The 25095-nt window shown below is 39.4% G+C and carries 27 protein-coding genes; 21 read left to right on the top strand and 6 right to left on the bottom strand.

The window, feature by feature from the left end; all coding sequences use genetic code 11:
• Positions 1-163: 163 nt before the first annotated feature.
• Positions 164-1207, top strand: coding sequence for a phenylalanine--tRNA ligase subunit alpha (gene pheS / locus QZ413_RS06585; protein ID WP_297077723.1), 1044 nt, complete (start codon positions 164-166; stop codon positions 1205-1207).
• 3 nt (positions 1208-1210) lie between these two features.
• A complete protein-coding gene (gene pheT, locus QZ413_RS06580; RefSeq protein WP_297077721.1) occupies positions 1211-3619 on the top strand; it encodes a phenylalanine--tRNA ligase subunit beta in 2409 nt (802 codons plus the stop codon).
• A 138-nt stretch (positions 3620-3757) separates the two neighbouring features.
• Here the strand turns inward: pheT and trpS are convergent, their stop codons facing one another.
• Complete coding sequence (trpS, locus tag QZ413_RS06575) at positions 3758-4762, bottom strand: tryptophan--tRNA ligase (RefSeq protein WP_297077719.1); 1005 nt, start codon at positions 4760-4762, stop codon at positions 3758-3760.
• Between the two features lie 225 nt (positions 4763-4987).
• Between trpS and QZ413_RS06570 the strand changes: the two genes are divergently transcribed.
• From QZ413_RS06570 to cbpB, 8 genes are all read left to right on the top strand, one after another.
• Positions 4988-5719: an amino acid ABC transporter ATP-binding protein gene (locus tag QZ413_RS06570; protein WP_297077717.1), complete on the top strand. Its 732-nt coding sequence runs from the start codon at positions 4988-4990 to the stop codon at positions 5717-5719.
• An 11-nt stretch (positions 5720-5730) separates the two neighbouring features.
• Positions 5731-6543, top strand: coding sequence for a transporter substrate-binding domain-containing protein (locus QZ413_RS06565; protein WP_297077715.1), 813 nt, complete (start codon positions 5731-5733; stop codon positions 6541-6543).
• A gap of 12 nt (positions 6544-6555) precedes the next feature.
• Positions 6556-7203 (top strand): amino acid ABC transporter permease, encoded by a 648-nt coding sequence (locus QZ413_RS06560; protein WP_297077713.1) that lies wholly within the window; start codon positions 6556-6558, stop codon positions 7201-7203.
• A 15-nt stretch (positions 7204-7218) separates the two neighbouring features.
• On the top strand, positions 7219-7881 hold the full coding sequence (locus QZ413_RS06555; RefSeq protein WP_297077711.1) for an amino acid ABC transporter permease: 663 nt from the start codon (positions 7219-7221) through the stop codon (positions 7879-7881).
• A gap of 88 nt (positions 7882-7969) precedes the next feature.
• Positions 7970-8791, top strand: coding sequence for a glutamate racemase (gene racE, locus QZ413_RS06550; protein WP_297077709.1), 822 nt, complete (start codon positions 7970-7972; stop codon positions 8789-8791).
• Positions 8781-10049, top strand: a complete 1269-nt coding sequence (locus QZ413_RS06545; RefSeq protein ID WP_297077707.1) for an XTP/dITP diphosphatase — start codon at positions 8781-8783, stop codon at positions 10047-10049. Before racE ends, QZ413_RS06545 begins: the two co-directional genes overlap by 11 nt.
• The gene (locus QZ413_RS06540; protein ID WP_297077705.1) at positions 10046-10567 is read left to right on the top strand and encodes a metallophosphoesterase; all 522 of its coding nucleotides are present in this window, start codon (positions 10046-10048) and stop codon (positions 10565-10567) included. The genes QZ413_RS06545 and QZ413_RS06540 overlap by 4 nt, the downstream gene beginning before the upstream one ends.
• A gap of 67 nt (positions 10568-10634) precedes the next feature.
• Entirely contained in the window at positions 10635-11108 is a 474-nt protein-coding gene (gene cbpB, locus QZ413_RS06535) for a cyclic-di-AMP-binding protein CbpB (protein ID WP_297077703.1), read from the top strand.
• Positions 11109-11267: 159 nt separating this feature from the next.
• Here the strand turns inward: cbpB and QZ413_RS06530 are convergent, their stop codons facing one another.
• Together QZ413_RS06530 and fabI are read right to left on the bottom strand one after the other, a co-directional pair.
• Positions 11268-12191, bottom strand: a complete 924-nt coding sequence (locus QZ413_RS06530) for a mechanosensitive ion channel family protein (RefSeq protein WP_297077701.1) — start codon at positions 12189-12191, stop codon at positions 11268-11270.
• Positions 12192-12257: 66 nt separating this feature from the next.
• Entirely contained in the window at positions 12258-13013 is a 756-nt protein-coding gene (gene fabI / locus QZ413_RS06525) for an enoyl-ACP reductase FabI (protein WP_297077699.1), read from the bottom strand.
• Between the two features lie 186 nt (positions 13014-13199).
• Between fabI and fabZ the strand changes: the two genes are divergently transcribed.
• On the top strand, positions 13200-13640 hold the full coding sequence (gene fabZ / locus QZ413_RS06520; protein WP_297077697.1) for a 3-hydroxyacyl-ACP dehydratase FabZ: 441 nt from the start codon (positions 13200-13202) through the stop codon (positions 13638-13640).
• Between the two features lie 78 nt (positions 13641-13718).
• Here fabZ and QZ413_RS06515 read toward each other — a convergent pair whose 3' ends face one another.
• A complete protein-coding gene (locus QZ413_RS06515; protein ID WP_297077695.1) occupies positions 13719-14465 on the bottom strand; it encodes a peptidylprolyl isomerase in 747 nt (248 codons plus the stop codon).
• A 138-nt stretch (positions 14466-14603) separates the two neighbouring features.
• Between QZ413_RS06515 and QZ413_RS06510 the strand changes: the two genes are divergently transcribed.
• The 8 genes from QZ413_RS06510 to QZ413_RS06475 all read left to right on the top strand — a co-directional run bounded on the left by QZ413_RS06510 (position 14604) and on the right by QZ413_RS06475 (position 22686).
• Positions 14604-15530 (top strand): alpha/beta hydrolase, encoded by a 927-nt coding sequence (locus tag QZ413_RS06510; protein ID WP_297077693.1) that lies wholly within the window; start codon positions 14604-14606, stop codon positions 15528-15530.
• 124 nt (positions 15531-15654) lie between these two features.
• Complete coding sequence (gene obgE, locus QZ413_RS06505) at positions 15655-16968, top strand: GTPase ObgE (RefSeq protein ID WP_297077691.1); 1314 nt, start codon at positions 15655-15657, stop codon at positions 16966-16968.
• 105 nt (positions 16969-17073) lie between these two features.
• Positions 17074-17625, top strand: a complete 552-nt coding sequence (locus QZ413_RS06500) for a DUF456 domain-containing protein (RefSeq protein ID WP_297077689.1) — start codon at positions 17074-17076, stop codon at positions 17623-17625.
• 21 nt (positions 17626-17646) lie between these two features.
• Complete coding sequence (gene rnz / locus QZ413_RS06495) at positions 17647-18576, top strand: ribonuclease Z (RefSeq protein WP_297077687.1); 930 nt, start codon at positions 17647-17649, stop codon at positions 18574-18576.
• 12 nt (positions 18577-18588) lie between these two features.
• A complete protein-coding gene (locus QZ413_RS06490) occupies positions 18589-19377 on the top strand; it encodes an SDR family oxidoreductase (protein WP_297077684.1) in 789 nt (262 codons plus the stop codon).
• A gap of 27 nt (positions 19378-19404) precedes the next feature.
• Complete coding sequence (locus tag QZ413_RS06485; RefSeq protein ID WP_297077683.1) at positions 19405-19791, top strand: lipopolysaccharide assembly LapA domain-containing protein; 387 nt, start codon at positions 19405-19407, stop codon at positions 19789-19791.
• 84 nt (positions 19792-19875) lie between these two features.
• Positions 19876-22164, top strand: coding sequence for a single-stranded-DNA-specific exonuclease RecJ (gene recJ / locus QZ413_RS06480; protein WP_297077681.1), 2289 nt, complete (start codon positions 19876-19878; stop codon positions 22162-22164).
• Positions 22165-22173: 9 nt separating this feature from the next.
• Positions 22174-22686, top strand: coding sequence for an adenine phosphoribosyltransferase (locus tag QZ413_RS06475; RefSeq protein WP_297077679.1), 513 nt, complete (start codon positions 22174-22176; stop codon positions 22684-22686).
• 149 nt (positions 22687-22835) lie between these two features.
• Here the strand turns inward: QZ413_RS06475 and QZ413_RS06470 are convergent, their stop codons facing one another.
• Positions 22836-23045 carry a hypothetical protein gene (locus QZ413_RS06470; RefSeq protein ID WP_297077677.1) on the bottom strand — a complete coding sequence of 70 codons (210 nt, stop codon included), beginning with the start codon at positions 23043-23045 and terminating at the stop codon, positions 22836-22838.
• Between the two features lie 177 nt (positions 23046-23222).
• Entirely contained in the window at positions 23223-23846 is a 624-nt protein-coding gene (lexA, locus tag QZ413_RS06465; protein WP_297077675.1) for a transcriptional repressor LexA, read from the bottom strand.
• A gap of 146 nt (positions 23847-23992) precedes the next feature.
• On the opposite strand from lexA, the gene QZ413_RS06460 reads away from it, so the two are divergent.
• Positions 23993-24235, top strand: coding sequence for a DUF896 family protein (locus QZ413_RS06460; RefSeq protein ID WP_297077673.1), 243 nt, complete (start codon positions 23993-23995; stop codon positions 24233-24235).
• 119 nt (positions 24236-24354) lie between these two features.
• A partial coding sequence (locus QZ413_RS06455; protein WP_297077764.1) for a thiamine pyrophosphate-dependent enzyme occupies positions 24355-25095 on the top strand: 741 nt, incomplete at its 3' end.

Here is a 25095-nt window from a genome sequence, read left to right as displayed (position 1 = left end):
TCCTAGTTTGCATTTGAGAAAATGCCGGTAGACTATTATCGTTAATGAATAAAGAGCGTGAGACGTATCTCACGAATTAGGATGGTATCGCGAGCCTTCGTTCCTTTATAGGGACGAAGGCTTTTTTTATTTGATTGAAAGAGTACTAGAGGAGGAAAATTCCATGTCGTTACAAGAAAAATTGGAAACATTACAAGTGGAAACACTTGCTAAAATCAAAGAAATCACAGACTTAAAAACATTGAATCAAATTCGTGTTGAAATTTTAGGTAAAAAAGGCCCGATCACAGAAGTCTTGCGTGGAATGAAAGATCTATCTGCTGAAGAACGCCCTAAAGTAGGAAGTTTTGCTAACGAGATTAGAGATACGATCTCAAGTCATTTAGAAGCACGTAAAGATGCATTAGAAGCGCAAGCGTTGACCGAAGCGTTGGCCAAAGAAACACTTGACGTGACGTTGCCTGGGACACAAATTAAACGAGGAACACGTCATATCTTGACACAGATCATGGAAGAAATCGAAGATATTTTTATTGGTATGGGGTATCAAGTGATCGAAGGTTATGAAGTCGAACAAGACGAGTACAATTTCGAACGGATGAATTTACCTAAAGATCATCCAGCACGTGATATGCAAGATACCTTTTATTTAACAGAAGAATTGTTATTACGCACACATACCTCACCTGTTCAAGCGCGAACAATGGAAACGCACGATTTTACAAAAGGTCCATTACGAATGATCTCACCTGGGAAAGTATTTCGTCGTGATACCGACGATGCAACACATAGCCATCAGTTCCATCAAATCGAAGGATTGGTTATCGATAAGCATGTAACCATGGGCGATCTAAAAGGAACATTGGAAGTCTTGATGAAGCAAATGTTTGGTGAAGAGCGAAGCATTCGCTTACGTCCAAGTTATTTCCCGTTTACTGAACCGTCTGTTGAAGTAGATGTGAGTTGTTTCAAATGTGGTGGTGCTGGTTGTAATGTCTGCAAGCACACTGGTTGGATCGAAATCTTAGGTGCTGGGATGGTCCATCCAAATGTATTAGAAATGTCTGGGATCGATTCTACGACCTATAGTGGATTTGCTTTTGGTTTAGGACCAGATCGTATCGCGATGTTGCGTTATGGCGTCAATGATATTCGGAATTTTTATTTAAATGATCAACGCTTTTTAGCGCAGTTCAAGGGGGAATAATCGATGTTAGTATCTTATAAATGGTTGAATGAATACGTTGATTTAACCAACGTTACACCTAAAGAATTAGCAGATAAAATGTCTGTTACCGGAATCGAAGTTGAAGGAATCACTGTCTTAGAAGAAGGATTGAAAAAAATCGTCGTGGGACACGTAGTCGAGTGTATCGATCATCCAGATTCTGATCACTTGCATATTTGCCAAGTCGATATTGGTGAAGAGGAAGTATCCCAAATCGTTTGTGGTGCACCAAATGTCAAAGCTGGAATCAATGTGATCGTGGCATTGCCAGGAGCACGTATCGTGGATAATGTAAAAATCAAAAAAAGTAAAATGCGTGGAGAAGTTTCAAATGGAATGATTTGTTCATTAGAAGAAATCGGGTATTCAGATAGTGTGATCCCTAAAGCTTACGCAGAAGGAATTTATTATTTACCAGAAGAAGCCAAAGCCGGAGATTCGGTATTTCCTTATTTAGAAATGGACGATGCGTTGATTGAACTATCGATTACGCCAAACCGTGCAGATGCATTAAGTATGCGTGGTGTCGCTTATGAAGTCGGGGCGATCTACAATCAAAAACCTGTCTTTCCTAAGGTAGAACTAACAGAAAATGCAAAACCAGCTAGCGAAGTATTGACAGTCGATGTTCAAGAAAATACATTGGCGAAAGCTTATCAAGTCCGGATTATTGAAGGCGTGACGATCGCGCCAAGTCCAGAGTGGTTGCAAGTTCGTTTGATGAACGAAGGTATTCGCCCAATTAATAATGTCGTGGATATCACGAATTATATTCTATTAGAATACGGACAACCTTTACATGCGTTTGATGCAGCTAAAATCGGATCTGAACAATTGGTGATCCGCCGTGCGCATGAAAAAGAAACGCTTGTGACATTAGATGGCGAAGAACGGCAATTGACGAGTGAAAATCTACTTGTTACAAATGGAAACACGCCACTTGCCTTAGCTGGTGTTATGGGCGGATTGGATTCTGAAATCACAGATCAGACCACGGCTGTAGTATTAGAAGCGGCTATTTTTGATCCAATCAATATCCGTCGTACATCGAAGCAATTCAATCTACGTAGTGAGTCTTCAGCGCGTTTTGAAAAAGGAATCAATCATGCGACAATCGATGAAGCATGTGATAAAGCTGCAATGATGATCGCGCAATTAGCTGGCGGTGAGATTTTAGCAGGTAAAGCGATTGGAGCCACACTTGACGTTACAGATACAAAAATTGAAATTTCACTTGAACGTATCAATCATTATTTAGGAACGACGCTTATGCTTGAAGAAGTTGCGAAAATTTTTGCGGCACTAGACTTTGGGTGTACGACGACAGAAGAAACATTTGTTGTTAGTGTTCCGCCACGTCGTTGGGACATTACGATTGAAGCAGACTTGATTGAAGAAGTCGCACGTATCTATGGGTATGATCGTTTACCATCAACATTACCAAGTGGTGAAACAGTTATGGGAAGTTTGAGTGGAAAACAACGATTCACGCGTCGTTTACGCCAAGTATTAGAAGGATTTGGTTTGACGGAAAATATCAGTTATGCGCTATCGACACCTGAAAAAGTCCAACAATTTATGTATCAAACAAGTGCCATCACAAAATTAGATTGGCCAATGACAGAAGACCGTTCGGCGTTACGCATGAATTTGATCTCTGGTTTATTGGATAATGTTGCTTACAATACAGCACGTAAAAATACGGATCTTGCGATTTATGAAATTGGACGCGTATTTTATCAAAATGGACACACTACATTACCACTCGAAGAGACACATGTTGCCTTTGCATTGACTGGAAACTGGATTGAAAAAGATTGGCAAACTAAAGCAGATCCAGTCGATTTTTACAGAGCAAAAGGCATATTCGATGGACTATTAGCGCAATTAAACTTAAGTGGTGTAACATTGGAACAAACCGATACGCTCGCACAGTTACATCCAGGGCGAACAGCGTTGATCAAAGTAGACGATCAAGTGATCGGATTTATCGGTCAAGTCCATCCAACAATTGCCAAACAATATGGAATCTCTGAGACCTATGTATTAGAATTATCGGTAGATGTTTTGAGTACGTTACCGACGACGACTGTTTATCAAGTCGTAACCAAATTTCCAACTGTCAGTCGTGATGTGGCATTTGTTGTCGATGAAGCTGTTGCCCATACGACGATTGTAAGTACGATTACAGCGGTTGCAGGACGCTTCTTGAAATCGATTCGTTTATTTGATGTCTATCAAGGAGAATCGATCGAAAACGGCTCAAAATCAATGGCGTATAGTTTGCTATTTGAAAATCCTGAAGCTACATTGACGGATGAAGAAATTACTAAAGCAATGGAAAAAGTGGAACGTGCGTTGACAGAAACCTTACACGCAACCATTCGCTAAATCTAAACAAAGGGTGTGACGAAATTTTGTCACACCCTTTAAAAATGCAAAACGATACTCCAAGAGCAGAAGAAATAAGCCAAAGCATGCCGATTATCGGCATGCTTTGGCTTATTTTGTGATTGCTGTCATTGTTGTTTAGAAATATTGGATGCCCATCGCACGTTTGACTTCATCTAAAGTATTTGCAGCCACTTTTTGTGCTTCTTGACTCCCATTTTTTAGGATATTCATCACATATTCAGGATCTTTTGCAAGTTCTTCACGGCGCGTACGAATCGGAGCCAATACGTCTTCTAACACGTCGATCAAGTAGCGTTTGATCTTCACATCACCTAAACCACCTTGGCGATACTGTGCTTTTAATTCCTCGATATGTGCATGATCCGTTCCAAAAACATCCAGATAAGTGAAAACCATATTGCCTTCGACTTGGCCAGGATCTTCGACGTGGATATGATTTGGATCAGTATACATACTCATCACTTTCTTTTTCAAGATATCGCTTGGATCAGCTAAATAGATACCGTTATTCAGTGATTTACTCATTTTACCATTGCCATCGATACCAGGAAGGCGCCCCATTCCTTTAGGTGGTAGTACAGCTTTTGGTTCAACTAGTACGGGTTTGTAGATCGAGTTGAAACTATGCACGATTTCTTGAGTTTGTTCGATCATTGGTTTTTGATCTTCACCTACAGGGACTAAGTTCGCTTTGAAGGCTGTAATGTCTGCAGCTTGAGAAATTGGGTAGATAAAGAAGCCAGTTGGGACACCTTCGCCGAATTGTTTTTGTTCGATTTCCGTTTTTACAGTCGGGTTACGACGTAAGCGATTGACGCTCACTAGATTCGCATAATAAATCGTCAGTTCTGCTAATTCGGGTATTTGAGATTGTAAAAATAACGTTGATTTCGTTGGATCAAGTCCGACTGAAAGGTAGTCTAAAGCGACTTGCAAAACATTTGCAGAGACTTTTTCAGGAGTTTTGGCGTTATCTGTTAATGCTTGGATATCCGCTACCATAATAAATAATTGGTTCATTGGATCAGCTTGCATCTCGACTCTTTTTTTCAACGAGCCGACATAGTGCCCTAAATGCAATTGACCGGTAGGACGATCTCCAGTTAGGATTGTGTTCATGTCGTTCACCTTTTCTATAATGATTTCTTTCATCTTACCTTTTTTTTTCAGGGAATACAACAACTCTGAGAGACAAAGTCACAATTGACCAAAATGATAGAATAATCCACAATCTCATGTTATATTATATGACAAATAACTAGAAAAAGATTTACAAAACCTAAAAACTACGGTTATAATATTAAAATAATATTAAAAAAAGATTGCATTTCAGGGGGATTTCAGATGATTGAATTTAAAAACGTCGAAAAATATTACGGAAAATTTCATGCGTTAAAAAATATTAATTTACATTTTGAAAAAGGCGAAGTTGTGGTGGTCATTGGGCCATCTGGATCTGGTAAAAGTACGATGTTACGCACAATCAATGGATTAGAGAGTATCAGCTCAGGTGAATTGTTGATTGATGGAGTGAATATTCGCAGTAAGGAAAGTAAATTAAGCGAAATCCGTAAGAACGTAGGGATGGTGTTCCAACACTTCAATTTATACCCAAATAAAACGGTGCTAGAAAACATCACATTGGCGCCGATGAAAGTTTTAAAGCAAACAGAAGAACAAGCCAATGATACGGCTGAGAAATTATTGAAACGCGTTGGCATGTGGGATAAAAAAGATTCCTATCCATCGATGTTATCTGGAGGACAACAACAACGGATCGCCATTGCTAGAGGACTGGCAATGAAGCCAGAAGTGCTCTTGTTTGATGAACCCACTTCAGCACTTGATCCTGAAATGATCGGGGACGTTTTAGATGTGATGAAAAAATTAGCGAATGAAGGCATGTCGATGATCGTTGTGACCCACGAAATGGGATTTGCCCGTGAAGTAGCAGACCGTGTCGTGTTCATGGCCGATGGTGAAGTATTAGAAGATAGTCGTGATGTCATCGAATTTTTCGAACATCCTAAAGAAGAACGAGCACGACAATTTATCAGTAAAGTAATCAATCACTAGGAGGAACGTAGATGAAGCTGACAAAAAAGATGTTGATTCCGTTGTTGCTCTTATTCCTAGTAGGACTAGGTGGTTGTAAAGCAGCAAGTGTGTCATCTAAAAATGTATTGGAACAAGTGAAAACTAATGACCGGATCGTTTGGGGCGTCAAAAACGATACGCGGTTATTCGGATTGATGGATGTGGCTTCAAGAGAGGTCAAAGGATTTGATATCGATATCGCAAAAGCGTTGACAGAAAAAATTTTAGGTCGTGACGGTCGAGCAGATTTTGTCGAGGTTACTTCTAAGACACGTATCCCTTTATTAAAAAATGGGAACATCGATGCGATTATTGCCACAATGACCATTACCGAAGAACGAAAAAAACAAGTCGATTTCTCAAATGTGTATTTTGATGCCGGACAAGCTCTTTTAGTGAAAAAAGGAAGTCCGATCAAGAGTGTTAAAGATTTAAATGCAAATACGACTGTCTTGGTCGTAAAAGGATCAACTTCTGCGGTAAATATTCGTAAAGAAGCGCCTGATGCAAAGATTTTAGAAATGGAAAACTACGCGGAAGCATTTACGGCCCTACAAGCCGGTCAAGGACAAGCGGTTTCAACAGATAATGCGATCTTATTAGGGATGGCAAGTGAAAATCCTGATTATGAATTAGCTGGAGGTACGTTTACCAATGAACCATACGGGATTGCCATCAATAAAGGACAAACCGAATTTGTCGATGCGATCAATCAAGCGTTAAAAGAAATCCATGAAGATGGTACGTATGACAAAATCTATGACAAATGGTTTCCAGACGACCAAAGCGGGAAAGCAGAATAAGGAGGAAAACGCATGATCCAACTGTTTCAACAAAATAGCCAATTATTTTTTGATGGCTTTAAATATACGATTTTAGCGAGTTTGATCGCCTTGATCGCCAGTTTGATTATCGGAACATTGATGGCGATTTTTCAACTATCCGAAAATAAATGGATCAAAGGAATTGCACGGGCATACGTCGAGTTTTTTAGAAACATTCCATTATTGATCATCGTGATGTTTTTTTACGTTGTGATCCCACTGTATTTTTTACCGATTACCGGATTTCAAGCTGGAACGATCGGTTTGACCATTTATACTTCAGCATTTATCGCAGAAACTGTGCGAGCTGGGATTCAAACGGTTCCTAAAGGTCAAATGGAAGCGGGACTTTCTTCAGGATTGACATATAGCCAAACGATGCGCTATATCATTTTACCGCAAGCTTTTAAAATCGTTATCCCACCACTGGGCGGTCAATTTATCAATTTAATCAAAAACTCTTCGATCTTAGCCATGGTTGCCGGTCTAGATATTATGTATCAAGGAGATCTGATTGCAAGTACTACATTTAATACCTTTGATACATATATTATCGTTGGGATCTTTTACTTGATTTTAACGTTACCATTATCGTACTGGATGAGTTATTTAGAGAAAAAATGGGCAGTTCGTTCATAGAAAGGGGCAAAGGATATGAGTTTTTTTGATGCATTTTCATGGGTAAATATTCGTTTTTTACTTGATGGATTATGGGTAACAATCGAAGTTTCGGTATTGTCGATTGTGTTTAGTTTTATTTTTGGGGCACTTTTAGGGACATTGCGTTTTTCTAGCGTTCCGTTTTTATCACGGATTGTTGGTGTCATCGTGGATGTGATTCGTAATTTACCTTTATTATTGATTATTTTCTTTACGTATTTTGCCTTACCACAAATCGGGATTCGCTTTGATATCTTTTGGTCAGCTGTCATTGCGTTGACGATCTTTGAGTCGGCAATGCTGTCAGAGATTTTTAGAGCAGGATTGAACGCTGTACCAAAAGGGCAAATGGAAGCCGGATTGTCAACGGGATTAAGCTATATTGAAGTGATGCGTTCGATCGTCATTCCGCAAGCATTTCGCTCGATGATTCCAGCGATTGTCAGTCAATTGATCTCGCTAGTTAAAGACACGTCACTAGCGATCATCATCGCCTTACCCGAATTTACGCACAATGCTAAAATCATTTATGGACAAAATTCAAATTATGTGATTCCGATGTACGTAGCCTTAACTTTAGGTTACTTTATGATTTGTTATCTATTGTCGTTATTGTCACGCTATTTAGAAACCAAAAAATATTCTTATCAACAATAATTTCAAAAGAGATAGTGCCCAAGGGTAGCTATCTTTTTTTGTTTAGGATAAAATAACGATAGATTATACAATCAATTGAGGGATGAAGATGACAAATGAACAACCTATTGGGTTCATCGATTCTGGTGTTGGCGGATTAACGGTCGTCAAAGAAGCGATGAAGCAATTACCAAATGAACATATTCTCTATTTAGGTGATACAGCACGGTGTCCGTATGGGCCGAGACCTGCAGAACAAGTCATCGAATATACGTTTGAGATGGCTAATTTTTTGATGGAACAAAATATCAAAATGCTCGTTATTGCATGTAATACGGCAACAGCTGTCGCATTAGATGCCATTCGAAATGCGCTACCGATCCCGGTTGTCGGTGTGATCTTGCCGGGTGCTAGAGCAGCGGTCAAAGCAACAAAAAACCAACAAATCGGCATTATCGGAACGATCGGGACTGTAAAAAGTCAATCTTATTTGCATGCGTTAAAAGCCAAACAACAAGAGATTCAGGTCACAAGTCTGGCTTGTCCTAAATTTGTCCCGATCGTTGAGAGCAATCAACTGCAAACAGCAGTGGCCAAAAAAATCGTAGCACAAACACTACAACCGTTGCTAAATAAACGATTGGATACTTTAGTATTAGGCTGTACGCATTACCCGTTACTACGACCTTTGATTCAAAACGTCATGGGAGACAGTGTGACGTTGATTGATTCTGGAGCAGAAACGGTGAGCGAAGTCAGCGTATTATTAGATTATTTTCAACTTGCTAATCCCAATCCATTAAAGAAACGTGCTATTTTTTATACAACAGGATCGACTGCGTTGTTTGATGCGATCGCCACCCAGTGGTTACCGATCAATCGCGCTCAGTCGCAAAAAATCCATTTAGGAGGGACTACTCATGAGATATAATGGACGTTATGCTCTTGATCATCGAGACGTGTCATGGACAACTCAAGCTAAAAAATATCCGTTTGCTACGATTAGTTATCAACAAGGTGAAACGAAACTAGAGGTCTCTTTGGTTGAATGTGAAACATTAGCAGTACCGGTCATCTATTTTCCAGAAGATGCTACAAATGATCAAATCAAACGCGCAAAACTGATGGATACCTTACCCAATACACTTCATTGCTTGCTAAAAAAAGTCATTGTTGGCAAACAATCATTCGGATTTAAGGTAGTCGTAACGATTCAACAAGCAGACGGTAGCGTCACTGCAGCTGTTATCAATGCGCTTTACCTCGTGTTAACACAAGCTATAGCGAAGCAACAGATGACAAAGAAACACGCTTTTGCATTGATTGATGATTTTGCAGCGGTGACATTAGCAAAACAAGAAGAAATGTTGGTTGATCCAGACGCAATCGAAGAGTCTAAAGCAGAATTTTTACTGGTTATGGTAATGTGTAAAGACGGTCGTTTTATTGATTGGTACAATGATTCGCCTGAAGTTTTTGACATCGAACGGATCAATGAAAGTTTTATTTTAGGTCAGCGCGCAGCAGAATCGTTGCTTGCTGAACTGATGACAACAACACAAGTAGCGATGCCTCTTGAAGAAAAAACGATCATGATTGCTACAAACAACCAAGGAAAAGCGAAAGAGTTCGCCTCTTTATTTGCAAAAGCCGGGTATCAGATCAAAACATTAGCTGACTACAAAGAGTTACCTGAAGTAGAAGAAACAGGGCAGACATTTGCGGAAAATGCCTGTTTGAAAGCAGAAACGATTGCACAACAATTGAATATTCCCGTACTAGCGGATGATTCAGGGTTAAAAGTCGATGCATTAAACGGATTGCCAGGGGTCTATTCTGCACGTTTTGCAGGGTTGCAAAAAAGTGATGCAGCAAATAATGCAAAATTATTGCATGAATTAACAGACGTAGCTGATGAACAACGTACTGCACAATTTCATTGTACATTAGCTTTTGCAGCACCAGAACGTGAAACTCTTGTCGTGTCGGCTGAATGGCCAGGTCGTATTGGGCGTATTCCAAGAGGAGAGAACGGTTTTGGTTATGATCCGTTATTTGTCGTACCAAAACTCAATAAAACGGCGGCCGAATTGACAGGAGCTGAGAAAAATACGATCAGTCATCGTGGGCAAGCGATGACAAAATTAGCTGCAATTTGGCAAGGATGGTTGGAAGGAGAAACGAAATGAAATATTTAGTAGTCAGTGACAATCATGGCGATCGAGAGATTTTAGAAACGATCGCGACAACGTTTGCCGATCAAGTGGACGTGTTATTGCATTGTGGAGATTCAGAATTACCTGGTAATGATCCGTTATGGGAAACATTCCAAGTAGTGGGCGGAAACTGTGATTTTGATCCGCTTTTTGAAGACTATCGAATCATTACAACAACACAAGATACGATTTTAATCACGCATGGTCATCGCTATCAAGTCAATCATTCGATGACTTCACTAGGCTTGCTTGCACAACAAGTCAATGCAACGATCGTTGTATTTGGGCACACGCACCGTCTAGGCTGTGAACAATTAGGTGAGCGCTTATTTTTGAATCCAGGGAGTATCAGCCAACCGCGAGGATTGCCGTATAAAAGTTTTGCGATTATCGACAGTACACCCACACGTGATCGTGTTACGTACTATGATCGTACGATGCAACCGATCGAAGGCTTACACTTTGAATTTGTAAAACATAAGAATCCTTAACAAGACTATCGTTTTATAAATAACTGTACTACACTAAAGAAAACAACGAAATATGGGAGGTTATCACTTGATAGGCGCGAAAACAGAGCAGTTACTTTTGGAGAATCAAGACAATTTAGTGATTCCTGCCGAAAATGTCGCCACTGTGCTCTATACACATGGTTTAGAACATGCATTATTAGTACTATCAAAAGTAGGATACAATCAGATTCCGGTTTTAGATCATGAAGACCGTTTTATTGGAGTTATTGGCTTATCTGATGTTGTCAATAAAATGATGGGGCTGACTGGACTAGATGTCAGTGCCTTAGAAAATTTAACTGTCGCGGATGTGATGGAAGTCAATATTCCATGCATCACACATAATGATGTTGAAGAAATCTTGCATCAATTAGTAAATCGCCCTTTTTTACCTCAAGTCGATGAAACAGGTGTGTTTACAGGGATCGTTACGCGCAAGGAAATTTTAAAATCTGTTAATCATCTCGCGCATCAGTTGGAAAGACGTTATGATTTGATTGAAAAAGTGACAGTACATTAAAAAGATACACAAAAAAGGGGGCTGACAAACAGCTGTCACACCCCCTAAATACTGAATAAGTAACGTAAAAAAAGTTTCTAAAAAAACAAGCCACACTCTTACCGAAATAGGTAAGGATGTGGCTTGTTTTAGCACTAGTCACTTCTATTGCGACTTTTTTTAAACTGTTGGTAAAATAGGTGTTGTTGGAATCGTAAAGCCAGCTTTGATTAACGCACTGACTGAAGCGTTGAGTAATTCTTCTTCGATCTGGTATTGGAAACCGTTTTTGACGTAGAGTGTACTACGTAGCGCAAACATTCCGTTTCCGAGATCAACCATCCCAAAAATAGCAGGTGGTGTGGTAATGCTGTCTTCATATTTTACTTCAATCTCATGATTGACTTTACGAATGACTGTACGAATTTGCTCTAAATCTTCAGAAGGATCGATACGTACATCTACCAATACACGCATGTTGGCACGAGAAGCGTTGCTAACCGTTGTGATATTGCGATTAGGAATAAAATGAACCGTACCATCAAATGCTTTTAGCTTCATCGTTCTAAGACCAACACCAGTTACAGTACCGTCGATATTCAAATTGGTCAATTTGATATAATCACCAACAGCGACTTGTTGTTCCATAATAATAAAAAATCCAGTAATGATATCATTCATAAATCCTTGGGCGCCTAGACCAATGGCCAACCCAATGATTCCAGCTCCAGCAAGCAGTGAACCTACAGGAACACCCAATGCGGATAGCAGCGAATAAATAAATAAAAAACCTACAGTGTATTGAATAATGTTTCCAATCAGATTAAACATTGTATTCATCCGACTGGCATTGACATTATTTTTTTTATCATAAGATTTATGAGCTCGATTTAAAATTGCAAGGGATAATTTCCAAATAATTAAAAATAAAATAATAAGAAAAATGACCATAATCGTTTTTTGGATCACCAATGCGATCAGTGCTTCCCAATCGATTGAAGCCCACCATTTTTGTAGGGCATTTAATTGTTTTGTAGTTGGTTCGATAATTGAATTCGTACTATCTGAACTAACAGTAGACGTAACGTTCAGTAAAAATGACATCAAGACAGTCCTTTCTTTTTAATCTGTTCACTATTGTAACATAAGGTCAAAAGAAAGGTCGATTAATTAAGATAAATGAACACCTTTATCCACAAAGATCGTTTCACCGATAATTCCGCTTGATAATGGACTGATTAAGAAGGCACATGTATTTCCAACTTCTTCGATCGTTACACCAACACTATCTGGTGTACGGCTTTCTGATAATTGAATCAATTTTTGGTAATCTTTTACACCAGTTACGGCTAATGTTTTGATTGCGCCAGCAGAGATTGCGTTAACACGGATTTTTTCTGGAGAAAGATCAGCCGCCATATAACGAACAGCCGCTTCTAAAGAGGCTTTAGCGATTCCCATCATGTTGTAGTTTGGTACCGCACGTTCTGAACCTAAATAAGTTAACGTTACGATTCCGCTGTTTTCTGCTAAAATTGGTTTTGCATAATGGCTGACAGCGATAAATGAATAGCTACTTACGTCTTGAGCTAATGCAAATCCATCACGAGATAAATCCAAAACGCTACCTTGTAGATCTTCTTTATTTGCATACGCAATGGCATGAACTAAACCATGGATTTCTGGTGTGTATTCTTTAATTGTTTCAAATGCTTGTTTAATGCTTTCGTCATTGGCTACGTCACATTCAACTAAAAACTCTGACCCATCTAATAATTTTTCCAATGATTTTTTCATGCGGTCGTTTTGGTACGTGTAGATCACTTCTGCACCTTGGTCACGTAGTGCTTGTGCACAACCCCATGCAATACTGCGTTTGTTTGCGACGCCCATTACGACGACTTTTTTACCTTCTAGAAAACCCATAATGTCACTCCTTAAGTGTAAATGTATAGTAATATCATAAAACATCCATGATTTCTTATTATTATCGAAAAAACTTTGATTGTCAAACTAATTTTCAATTCTCTTAATAGTTATTGAATATTTTGTTAAAATATGATACTTTGATAACCAAAGTATTTATTTATGGATTCGAAAAGAGGATGACTCATGAAAAAATTGTTGACTGAAACTGAAGTAATGGATTTGATCCCAAATCGTTACCCGATTATTTATATTGATTATGTAGATGAAATTGAATCTGGGAAAAAAATTATCGCAACAAAAAATGTAACAATCAATGAAGACTTTTTCCAAGGACATTTCCCAGGAAACCCGGTAATGCCAGGCGCATTGATTTTAGAAACACTAGCGCAAGCAGGTTCGATCTTGATTTTGAAATCAGAAGAATTTTTAGGTCGTACAGCTTATATCGGCGGTATCAATAAAGCGAAATTCCGTCGTAAAGTCGTACCAGGAGATACGATGAAATTGTCATTTGAGATCATGAAGATCAAAGGTTCAGTAGGGATTGCGGATGCAGTGGCTACTGTTGATGGTAAAGTATGTGCTCAATGTGAATTTACCTTTATCGTAGGGGAACAAAAATAAGCACACGAATTTCGTATGCTTATTGCGGCACTTATACCGCCGTTTGAGGTTGTGACAACAAGTTGTCACAACCTTTTTTTATTTGGCTTCTTGTAAAACATCGATCGACGTGATTTTTACAGGATTGACTGGTTTTGATTGTTCGCCAGTATCACTAGTTGTGACTTCTTGTTTAGCGATTTTATCGACGACATCCATACCTTCGATCACTTGGCCAAAGACCGCATATTTTCCATCAAGTTCAGGTCGTCCACCGTTTTTGTAAGCATCGATGATTTTTTGTGGATAATATTGAATCGCAAGACCATCTGATTTGTCTTCGTGGTTTTGGACGATAAAGAACTGACTACCCAAGCTATTCGGCGCGCTGCTACTAGCCATAGATAATGCACCGTTTAAATGATACAATTGATTGGAGATTTCCGCTGCAAATCCTTTACCCCAAATACTTTCTCCACCGGTACCATCACCTTTAGGATCGCCACTTTGAATCATAAAGTCTTCGATGATACGATGAAACGTCACGCCGTTGTAATAGCCTTCTTTAGCATGAGTTACAAAGTTCTCAACGGCTTTTGGTGCAATCTTTGGAAACAATTTGATTTTGATGGCTCCTTCTGTCGTATTGACTTGGACCAAATCTTCGTCGTCTTTGACGTTTGGATCAAGTTGAGGCAAGTCAAGGGAATTTAAATCCACAGACTCACTTGTTTTTTCACTACTACTTGTTGCACTAGAACTAGTTGTTGTTTTACTTGCACACGCGCTAAGGCCAATGACGGCTATAGCAAGAGACAAGAGAACACTAAGACGTTTTGTTTTCACATTGTTGACTCCTTTATATTAAGATACTGTTATCATATCAAACCATTTTGCGTTCGTAAGTAAAAAAATGAAGTTTTAAGAAAAAATATTGAGAAATAGAGTGGTTTTCACTATACTACCTATAGAAAGAGGTGGAGCATGAAGATTTTTATCCGTGTTTTTTTTGTATTGTTATTTATCATCGTGGTGGGATTGATTTTTGCAGGGAATTATTTTTATAATTATGCAGTTGTTCCATCAGAGAAAAGTTTTTTAGAATCGGATACGCCTGGAACAAAAGTAAAAAAATCAGCTGATCAAGAGTGGTTTGAACAAGCAACTGGCCGAACCGATTGGCAGTTAATCGCTGAAGATGGGTTGAAATTGCGGGCTATTTATATTCCAAGCCAAACCCCTTCAACGAAAACGGCTTTAGTGGTCCATGGGTATATGGGAAAAGCCGATACGATGGCTGCCTATGCGAAAATGTATCATGACTTGGGCTATAATGTCTTAGTTCCTGATGCAAGAGGACACGGCCAAAGTGAAGGAGATTATATTGGATTTGGCTGGCATGAACGTCGTGACATGGTTGGTTGGATCGATGACATCATTCAAAAAAATGGAACGGATGAGACCATTACGTTGTTTGGGATTAGTATGGGAGCAGCCACGGTTATGATGACTGCCGGAGAGAAATTGCCTAAAAATGTCGTGTCGATCGTAGAAGATTGTGGCTATTCCTCTGTGAATGAAGAATTGACGTATCAATTAAAGGCGTTGTTTGGTTTGCCGGCATTTCCGTTGATCCCTGTGACGAGTTTAGTGACGAAAGTGCGCGCGAATTATTTCTTTGGTGAAGCAGATGTCATCAAACAACTTGAAAAAAATCATTTACCTATGTTGTTTATCCATGGGGATGCGGATACGTTCGTTCCATTTTATATGTTAGATAAGGTCTACAATGCAACGAAAGGTCCGAAAGAAAAATGGGTCGTAAAAGGTGCAGAGCATGCAAAAAGCTATTCTGTAGATCCAAAAGCTTATCAAGAAAAGGTGGCCGCTTTTTTAGCTAAATACAATTGAGAGACAAGACAATGAGAGAATCAAAAGAGTCAAAGGAAAGTAATAGACAAACGACTAGTCAGTAGGTACAATGAAATAGACTTTTTGAAACACTAGGTTAGTATATAGAATGGAGGACAATTTTATGTCCATGTTTTTAGATCAAGTAACAATTGACGTCAAAGCTGGTAAAGGCGGCGACGGAATGGTAGCCTTTCGTCGTGAAAAATACGTTCCAGATGGCGGACCTGCCGGAGGAGATGGTGGCCGTGGAGGCGATGTCATCTTAGTCGTCGACGAAGGATTACGTACATTAATGGATTTTCGTTTTAACCGTCACTTTAAAGCCATTCCTGGAGAAAACGGAATGAGTAAAGGGATGCATGGTCGTGGCTCAGAAGATCTATACGTGAAAGTCCCTCAAGGAACAACAGTGCGGGACGCTGAGACTGGTGCATTTATTGGCGATTTAGTCGAACAAGGGCAAACTTTAGTCATCGCGAAAGGTGGTCGTGGTGGTCGTGGGAATATCCGCTTTGCCTCACCAAGAAACCCAGCACCAGAAATCGCTGAAAATGGTGAACCTGGCCAAGAACGCAAGATCGAGCTTGAATTAAAAGTGCTAGCCGATGTTGGTCTAGTAGGGTTTCCTTCAGTAGGGAAATCAACATTGCTTTCAGTCATTTCTTCAGCTAAGCCTAAAATCGGTGCCTATCATTTTACGACACTAGTACCAAATTTAGGTATGGTAACAACAAGTGAAGGCCAAAGTTTTGTGGTTGCTGACCTTCCGGGGTTGATTGAAGGAGCTTCACAAGGTGTTGGTTTAGGGACACAATTTTTGCGTCATATTGAACGAACGCGCGTCATCTTACATGTGATCGACATGAGTGGGATGGAAGGTCGCGACCCTTATGAAGATTACTTAGCGATTAATGCAGAGTTAGCTACGCATAACTTACGCTTATTGGAGCGTCCGCAATTAATTGTAGCCAATAAGATGGATATGCCAGATGCTGAGGAAAATCTGAAACTTTTCAAAGAAAAATTAGCAGCCGAACAAGAAGATGAATTCGCAGATCCAATCCCAGTCTTCCCAATTTCTGGCGTGACAAGACAAGGGATCGACGCGTTATTGAACGCTACAGCGAACTTGTTGGATGTAACAGACGAATTCTTATTATATGAAGAAGAAGTTGAAGAAGATGTAGTCGAATATGGCTTGCGTCAAGAAGGACCTGAGTTTATCATCGATCGAGAGCCTGATGCTTCTTGGACATTAAGTGGTGAAAAACTAGAAAAACTATTTGAGATGACAAACTTTGATCACGATGAAACGGTTATGCGTTTTGCGCGTCAATTACGTGCGATGGGTGTCGACGAAGCCTTACGCGCTCGTGGTGCTAAAGATGGCGATATCGTCAGAATCGGTAACTTTGAGTTTGAATTTGTAGAATAAGTTAAAATAAGAAGAAGTTCGTCTACACGATCTTCTTCTTATTTCTTTGTGTTTTCTTTATTTATTGGTAAAATAAAAGGAAATACGATAAAGGACGTGGACTAAATGGAAAAACGCGTAATTGTGGTAACATTTGATGAAAATGCTTTGGCTTATCAAGGGTTTTCAGAGGTGAAAAAATTATATGCAACCAAACGATTGAAAGTGGAACAAATGGCAGTTGTGAAACATTCTGAGACTGGTGACCATAAATTTTCAATCGAAGACTTTTTTGATCCAACAGGTTCAAGTGCAACGACTACAGGCGGGATTATCGGCATGATCGTAGGAGTACTAGTCAGTCCACTCGCGATTTTACTTGGTTGGTTTGGTGGAAGTTTGATCGGTGCAAGTAAAGATGCAAAAGAGTTATCCACAGCTAAAAACATTTTTGAACATTTGATCAATCAAATCAATGAAGGACAAACAGGATTGATTATCATTGCTGAAGAAGAAGACAATCGCCCGTTAAATGAAATCGTCATGCAAGAATTAGGTGGTTCGATCCATCGGTTTACATTTGCCGAAGTTGAAGCTGAGATTCAACATGCCAAAGAAGTCGAGGCTGAAACGAGTGAGTCAACGAAACAAAATTGGCTTGCCCGACATACAAAATAACAAAAAGAAACGAGCTAAACTATGGAATTAGAATTTTTAGGTACCGGTGCAGGGGTTCCCGCAAAGCACCGTAATGTGAGTGCGATCGCATTAAAATTATTAGATGAGCGAAATAAGGTATGGCTATTTGATTGTGGTGAAGGGACGCAAATGCAAATCTTGCGGACTACGATTCGTCCACGAAAAATAGAACATATTTTTATTACACACTTACATGGTGATCACATTTTTGGTCTACCGGGATTATTAAGTAGCCGTTCTTTTCAAGGTGGCGATGAAAAACTTACGATCTATGGACCAAAAGGGATCGAGGAATATGTACGAACGGCGTTGAAGATCTCACAATCACGTTTGTCTTATCCATTACATTTTGTGGAGATCCTAGACGAAGGAGTGATTTTTGAAGATCATCAATTTCAAGTCATTACCAAACGCTTAGATCATGGGATCGAATGTTTTGGTTATCGTGTGATTGAAAAAGATTATCCTGGAGAGTTGCAAGTCGCACAACTTCAGGCATTAGGGATTACGCCTGGTCCTCTATTTGGAAAATTAAAGCGCGGGGAAACCGTCACTTTAGAAAACGGAGAAACCTTAGACGGACGTGAGTTTGTTGGAGCAGCCAAAAAAGGACGAATCGTGACGATTTTAGGTGATACGCGTTATTGTGAGGCTGCTATTGAGTTAGCGCAACAAGCTGACGTATTGGTTCACGAAAGTACCTTTAATAAGCATGAAGCGAAAATGGCGCGTGCGTATTTTCATTCAACGACACAACAAGCCGCAACAGTGGCAACTAAAGCTCAGGTACGCAAACTTTGTTTAACGCATATCAGTGCGCGTTATTTAGCTAAAGAAGCCAAGGAATTGGAACAAGAAGCAAAAGAGCTATTTGCAACAAGTGAAGTTGTTAAAGATTTTGACCGTATTGAGATCCCATTTCAAGAATAAGAGGTGTGTGTGATGAAATTAAAAGGAAAAGTAGTATTTGTGACTGGAGCTTCAGGTGGGTTAGGCAAAAAAATCTGCTACGAAGCTGCAAAACAAGGTGCGATCGTTGTCGCTTGTGCACGACGTATCGATGAATTAACAAAAGTCAAACAAACGTGTATGTCGCTTAGTAAACAGCAAGCGTTTTGTTACCAATTAGACGTCGCCAATCCCGAGCAAGTCGATCAAGTATTGCATGCGGTTGCCTTAGAAGTTGGACCAATCGATGTATTGGTGAATAATGCAGGATTTGGGGTATTTGATGAATTTGTGTCATTTGATTTTGACACGACACGCCGCATGTTTGAAGTCAATGTGTTAGGGTTGATGTATATTACCCAAAAAATCGCTGCGGAAATGGTTCGAGTGCAAAAAGGAAGTATCATTAATATCGCCTCGATCGCAGGAAAAATTGCAACACCGAAAACAGCCGTATATTCGGCAACAAAATTTGCTGTCCTAGGTTTTTCTAATGCATTACGCTTAGAATTAAAGCCATTTGGCATTCACGTCACAACGGTAAATCCTGGACCGATGGAAACAAACTTTTTTAATACAGCAGACCCTTCAGGAAATTATGTCAAAGGGGTCAAACCATTCTTGTCTAGTCCGGAAGTATTGGCGAAAAAAATCGTTCGAACGATGACAAGGCCAAAACGAGAAATCAATCAACCAAAAGTGATGAATACAGCTGCTAAAGCCTATACCTTATTTCCAAGGATAGGAGATTTTTTAGCTGGTGGTATCATGAATAAAAAGTAAATTTGGATGAAGTAGAGGGGTTAGGATATGAAAAATCAGTGGCGAATCGTATTGGGGCTAGTGTTAGCATTTATTATTGTATTGTTTGCCGTCTTGAATAATCAAGACGTTGCGATTAGCTTTGGATTTACAAAATTAAATGCACCGCTGATCTTAGTGATTATGGGATCGGCTTTTATTGGAGCTGTTGTGATTGCCTTAGTAGCAACTAGTGGCTATTTAAAACAAAAGAAAACGATCAAAGAATTACGAAATCAGGCATTGACCGATGATGCCATCATCGAACGACGTGTAGCAGAAAAACGTGCTGAACTAGAGCGTGAATATGCCAATAAAGCAGTTGAGATGCAACAAGCATTTGATCAAAATCAAGTCGCTATAGAAGAATCGGCTACACAAGATACGGTAGAATAAATCAAAAAGCAGAAGAGGCACCTTGGTGTCATTCTTCTCTTTTTTTTGCTTTTTTGCTATAATATGCAAGTTGGGAGTGATTGTGTGCCGAAAAAAAAATACGAATGGATCGAGCCAAAAACGGTTCAAATACCAGTAGAATTGACACAAGCGTTACAAGCAGAACAGTTACCAGAAGTGTTAGCACCGATTTTGTATACACGAGGAATCCAAACCAAGCAAGCCTTACAAGAATTTTTATATCCAGCAATTACGAGCTTACATGATCCGTTTTTACTTCATGATATGGAACGCGTTGTGGATCGAATTCAACAAGCGTTAGTCGAAGAAGAAGCGATCTTGATTTACGGAGATTATGATGCTGATGGAATTACGAGTACTACAGTATTAAAAGAAGCTCTAGAACTACTTGGAGCGAACGTGTCGACTTACTTGCCTAATCGTTTTACGGATGGTTATGGGCCTAATCGTCGCGTCTACGAAGAACAAATCAAATCTGGGATTCAATTGATTATCACTGTGGATAATGGAGTATCTGGACATGAGGCGATTGCTTATGCTAAAAGCCAAGATGTAGATGTTATCGTAACCGATCATCATGAGTTGCCAGAACAATTACCAGAAGCGTATGCGATCATCCATCCTAAACATCCACAAGGAGCGTATCCATTTAAAGAATTAGCTGGAGTAGGGGTAGCGTTTAAATTAGTCTGTGCATTATTAGAAGAGGTGGTCTATGAAGCGCTCGATTTGGTAGCGATTGGAACAGTAGCAGATATGGTGTCGTTGACTGGTGAGAATCGAGTACTTGTCTCTCAAGGAATCAATGCGTTGAAACACACGCAACGACTTGGTTTACTAGAATTATTGAAAGTCAGTCAAGTGGACGCTGCAGCGATTTCAGGCGAAACGATTGGGTTCTCACTTGCGCCGCGTTTAAATGCCTTGGGCCGTTTAGCAGATGCCAATGAGGCAGTGACGTTATTGTCGACGTTTGATTTAGAAGAAGCAACGCGCTTATCTCAAGAATTGGATGATTGGAATACGAAACGAAAAGGACTCGTGGAAGAAGTCATGATCGAAGCGATGCAACAGCTAGATCACACACGTCAAGTCAATGTCTTGATTGGTGATCAGTGGCATGAAGGTGTATTGGGAATCGTAGCCGGTCGAATTATGCAAGAAACTGCCAAACCAACTATTGTACTTACTCGCTTAGCATCCGGAGCAGTTAAGGGCTCAGGTCGTAGCATTCCACAAATCGATCTATTTCGCTTATTATCGCAATGGAAAGAAAACTACATTTCATTTGGTGGACACCATTCAGCGATTGGGATTACATTAGATGAAGCGTATATCGACACACTTGTTCAACAAATGGATACCTACCTTGCTGAGCAGATACAAGATATCAAAGGAGTTCCGCTAACGATTGCGGCATCATTGACTCTATCACAAGTAGATCTTACTTTAGTTGACGCAATTGATCGTTTGGCACCATTTGGAATGGACAATGCATTGCCATTGTTTAAATTTGAACAGGTGAAATTAGAGCATTTGGCTGCAATCGGAGCAAAGAAAAATCATTTGAAGGGCGTTATGCTCCAAGAGGGACACGAATTAGATATGATTGCGTTTCAAATGGGAGATGCACTAGATTCACTTCAAGCAGATAATCTATCTTTTGTTGGGAAACTGACGATTAATGAATGGAATGGTCGTAAAAAAGTTCAACTCCAAGTAGAAGACTATGCAACAACAGGCGTACAATTTTATGATTATCGTACGAAAAAGCGTTTGTTGCCAAAAATGGAAGAGGCAACTTATCTTTCGTTTACGACGAGTACATCTGCGTTTAAAAAGACATTATCTCATGTGGTAGAATTGACCAGTGAACAAATGGTCAAAGAGTGGGTGGAAACAACACCGGCAGTAAACAATATGGTGTTTATCGATTGTCCACTATCTTTAGAGTGGTTGCATCTTATCTATCAAGAAAACTTAACACAACACTACTATTTGGTGTTTGAAACTGAAGATGATGCTTATTTAGATGGAGTGGGAACAAGAGAGCAGTATGCACGTTTGTTTGCATTGATCAAACAAGGCCAAGCGATCGACGTACGTTATCGATTGCAAGACATTGCGAAATACTTAAATTTACCACCGAAACTATTAATTTTTATGATTCAAGTGTTTTTTGAGCTGAAATTTGTTACAATAGACGATGGTGTTTTAAGTTATGTTTCGGATGCGCCACATCGTGCACTCAATGAAAGCGTTCTGTATCAAGAGCGCCAATTGAAAATGGACAGTCAATCCTTTTTACAATTAACAAACTTAGAAAATTTAAAACAATGGTTTTTTTCATAGGAGGAAAAAATGGATTTAAAAAATTATATTGCAAGTATCGAAAACTATCCCTCAGAAGGAATCGTCTTTCGTGATATCTCGCCTTTAATGGCTGATGGTGATGCGTATCGTGCGGCCACGCATGAAATCGTAAAATATGCAGCAGAAAAACAAATCGATATGGTCGTAGGACCTGAAGCACGTGGCTTTATCGTAGGCTGTCCTGTAGCATATGAACTTGGTGTAGGGTTTGCACCTGTTCGTAAACCAGGGAAATTACCACGTAAAACAATTTCTGTTTCTTATGATCTAGAATACGGTAGTGATACGTTAACACTTCATGCCGATGCAATCAAACCAGGTCAACGTGTGTTGATTTGTGATGATCTACTTGCAACTGGTGGGACGATCAAAGCAACAATCGAATTGATTGAACAATTAGGTGGAATCGTCGTTGGATGTGCCTTTTTAATCGAATTAAAAGATCTACATGGTCGCGACAAAATCGAAGGCTATGACATGATCACTTTAATGGAATATTAAACAAATAAAGGGTGTGACAGAAGTCTGTCATGCCCTTTTGAACATCGAATAAATATCGTTATAAAAAAATAAGCCGAATCATTGCCTGTAATAGTGGAAACTATCTTAGGCAATGATCCGGCTTATTTTTTAAGTTGCAGCTAGAATCTTTATTTATTACGATTCAATTTAGTATAGGGTGGAAAATGAGTATTTTTCTTATGATAGTTTAAACGGTAACGCTTATCATCCCACGCAACTAACCACATAATACCTAACGGACAGAAAATTAAAAACGAAATCAACGAACCTGCGTGACCAAGTAACATACCGACTAACAACACAATTAAAATAAATCCATAACGACGAATGGCTTCCATTTTTCTTCACTCCTATTAATTATACGAACAAACGTTTGCTTTATTAGTATACAAACATTTGTTCGAATTGTAAAGCGAAATACGATAGAAAAGTAAAAAAACTATTATCGCAAAAACGATATTTTTTACTAAAAAACAAAGAAAAAAACACCTCATAAAAGAGGTGTTTCACCTATTTTAATTTTCAAAATGACGGTATAACCCGACCACTCTTCCTAAAATACGGACACTGTCTAATAAAATAGGCGCAAGAAAATCATTTTCTGGTTGCAAGCGAATCTGTTTTTCTTCTTTATAAAAAGTTTTACATGTTGCTTCGTTTTCATCCGTCATCGCGATCACGATATCCCCATTTTGTGCAATATCTTGTTTTCTGACGATTACTTGATCGCCATCAAGTATTCCAGCATTGATCATACTTTCGCCACGAATCGTGAGCATGAACAATTGACCTTGTTCATGTGAAAAGTCTGGTGGGATGGGGAAGAAGTCAGAAGCTTCTTCTACTGCTAAAATGGGTTCTCCAGCCGTCACAACACCAAGTAACGGGATTTGAGAAGGCGCAATGTCTAATGCTTCCAATCCTTTAGCCGTTAATTCAATAGCACGAGGTTTAGTAGGGTCGCGTTGAATATACCCTTTTTTTTCTAAACGTGCTAAGTGTCCGTGGACAGTGGAAGTAGAAGACAGTTGAACAGCTGCTCCAATTTCGCGGACAGTTGGCGGATAGCCTTTTTCACTTACTTTTGTATGTATAAATTTTAATACTTCTAATTGACGACTTTCTGTACGTCTAGCCAACGTTTACACCTTCTTTCGAATTCTACTATAATTTTAGCATATGTTTTACTTGAATTCAAACAAACGTTCGTATATTACCAATCTGATAGTTGTATTTTTAAAGCGAATCTATTACTATGAAGAAAATAGCTTAGGAGGTCATCAAGATGTTATCAGATAAAAAAATGGCACGAATCAACGAATTGGCACGTAAGAAAAAAGAAAGTGGTTTAAGTGAAGGCGAATTGGCCGAACAAAAATTACTACGAGAAGAATATTTAGAAGCCTTTCGTGGGGGGATGCGCCATCACATCGAGGGAATGAAAGTGGTGGATCCAGAAGGCAACGATGTAACACCTGAAAAATTAAAAGAGATTCAACGTCAAAAAGGGCTTCATGATCGCAATTAATTGATTTTAAGATAAGGAATGTAATCTTTGTTTAACAATGATTGCGTTCCTTGTTTTTTTCTTTTATAATAGAGAAGAGATTAATAGTAAAAAAAACTAAAAAACGGAGGCGTTACATGTTGTTTGATAAAATCGATCAATTAGGAGTCGATACTTTACGTACATTAAGTATCGATGCAGTACAAAAAGCCAATTCAGGACATCCAGGGTTACCAATGGGAGCTGCGCCAATGGCGTACGCTTTGTGGACAAAACATTTGAAAATCAATCCAGCGACTTCTCGCAATTGGGTCGACCGTGACCGTTTTGTGTTATCAGCTGGACATGGCTCGGCTTTGTTATACAGCTTACTCCACACTGCAGGTTACAACGTGACGACTGAAGATTTACAAAATTTCCGTCAATGGGAAAGCAAAACACCAGGACATCCTGAAGTCAACCATACAGATGGTGTCGAAGCGACGACTGGACCTTTAGGACAAGGTGTCGCAATGGCAGTCGGTATGGCGATGGCAGAAGCGCATTTAGCTGCAACGTACAACAAACCAAACTACAACGTAATCGATCACTACACATATGCATTATGTGGCGATGGTGATTTGATGGAAGGCGTCTCTCAAGAAGCGGCTTCTATGGCCGGTCATTTGAAACTAGATAAACTGATCGTATTGTACGATTCAAATGATATTTCATTAGATGGACCGACGAATAAATCGTTTACTGAAAATGTAGGTCAACGCTTTGAAGCGTACGGTTGGCAACATATCTTAGTCAAAGAAGGTAACGATTTAGAAGCGATCAGTCGTGCGATCGAAGAAGCCAAAGCTGAAACGGACAAACCAACGTTGATCGAAATCAAA

This window comes from uncultured Enterococcus sp. (assembly GCF_913775425.1).
Classification (GTDB): domain Bacteria; phylum Bacillota; class Bacilli; order Lactobacillales; family Enterococcaceae; genus Enterococcus_G.
The sequence above is the reverse complement of the archived record's forward strand: the minus strand, read 5'-3'. Positions and strand labels throughout refer to the sequence as shown.